The 1,448-nt window shown below is 33.2% G+C and carries 2 protein-coding genes; one reads left to right on the top strand and one right to left on the bottom strand.

Annotated features, from left to right (window positions below):
* The first annotated feature begins 313 nt into the window (after positions 1-313).
* Positions 314-526 carry a hypothetical protein gene (locus tag V7161_RS29305; protein WP_335716293.1) on the top strand — a complete coding sequence of 71 codons (213 nt, stop codon included), beginning with the start codon at positions 314-316 and terminating at the stop codon, positions 524-526.
* Between the two features lie 236 nt (positions 527-762).
* Here V7161_RS29305 and V7161_RS29310 read toward each other — a convergent pair whose 3' ends face one another.
* Positions 763-1,209: a DNA mismatch repair protein gene (locus tag V7161_RS29310; RefSeq protein WP_335716294.1), complete on the bottom strand. Its 447-nt coding sequence runs from the start codon at positions 1,207-1,209 to the stop codon at positions 763-765.
* Positions 1,210-1,448 lie beyond the last annotated feature (239 nt).

The following is a 1,448-nucleotide window of genomic DNA, read 5'->3' on the forward strand; positions in this document are numbered from 1 at the left end:
CTTTTAATACATTATCCATATAAATTTTTCCCCCTGTTTTTTAATTGCTTGATATGATCACTGGAGAAGAATGTTATTAAGTATCTTTAATAATATTCAAATTAAAATCAAACAGAACTATTGATCTTATTCCTTTGATTCTTTTTGTGCTATCCAGCTTCGCTACTTCAACAAGAAAAAGAGCAGCCGATCTGTCCGTTGATCTTCAACTCTTGCGCTCCGATAGCTGAATAAGAAAACTTGAGAAAATAATTGGTATTCAAAGGAAAAAACCTCATTTATGTCGAAAATAATAGAAAAAGGGGATGACCCAATGAATAAAGTTGGTTTATTAAAAAATCTACGCAATTCCAGTCGAGGTAATTTGTTTTCAACAGAGATTCCAAAGGCTACCAAAGAAGATGAAAAAAAGATTGAAGAAATGGTTAGAGAATTAGAAAGTGAAGGAAAGATCAAGTTAAGAGAATGTGTACAGCGAGAATATTCAGTTTATTTACATGGAATAATTAAGTATGCATCCGAATAATCGGGTACCTTTTTATTCGGGTGAAACACAACAGGACATCCGAGTTCTTCAACTTATTAACTCCGTTAACGAGTAAGAAAAAGGCTGTCACAATAGCCTTTCATCCTAATATGATGACTTGTAATTTATAACAAAAATTTAAATCGATTTTCAGTCTATTTAAATTTTTGTGTCTTCATATTTTCTTTTGGATCGGCTCTTAAAAAATTGTAGAGTGATTACAAGCAGCAGATTATTTATAGTTTTTCCATAACAAAATCGTGTTGTAAACGTCTCTCTAATTTTTCTAAGTTACCCCCATCTTCTACAAAAGTTTTGAATTTATCAGCCATTAACTTTCCTGAATTTTTATTAATGTGTTTAACTTTGAGTAGTGTTTTCACCTTCACAATGTCAGGAGTCACATCTCCACGGTGTAATTTACCTGGAATTTTTGTCCACAATTTTTCCCAATCATCTAATAACCCAATCTCTTTAAAATAAAGTTTTTGTAAGCCGCATAACCACGCCATACAAGAGGTGTTACGTTTTTGACAACCTTCCTTATCCTTTAAGAATTCACACCCATGACAACAAGAATTTCCACTTCTAATACAGACGCTGCAAATTTCATTAGCCCCAATTTCTTCAAACACTTTTAACCCGTACTGGATAAGATTCTCTTTTTCCATTTCAATACTCATTATTTTCTCCTCCTTTACTTGCTTTATAAAGGGATTTAGTATTTGTAAACTTCCCCTTTATATTAGTTTTGCACCAAATTCAACAATCCCACCCTCTAATAACCAAATTTAAAGCGGTTGATTCTGCCGTTTTTATAGTTGCTTACACTGGAAATCTTGTTCCCCTAACCTGCCACGTTAACTGAATAAGAAAAAGCCGCCGAAATGGCAGCTTGATCTTAAACTCTTGCACCCGTTAG

It is taken from the genome of Neobacillus drentensis (assembly GCF_036965425.1).
Lineage (GTDB): Bacteria > Bacillota > Bacilli > Bacillales > Cytobacillaceae > Neobacillus > Neobacillus drentensis_F.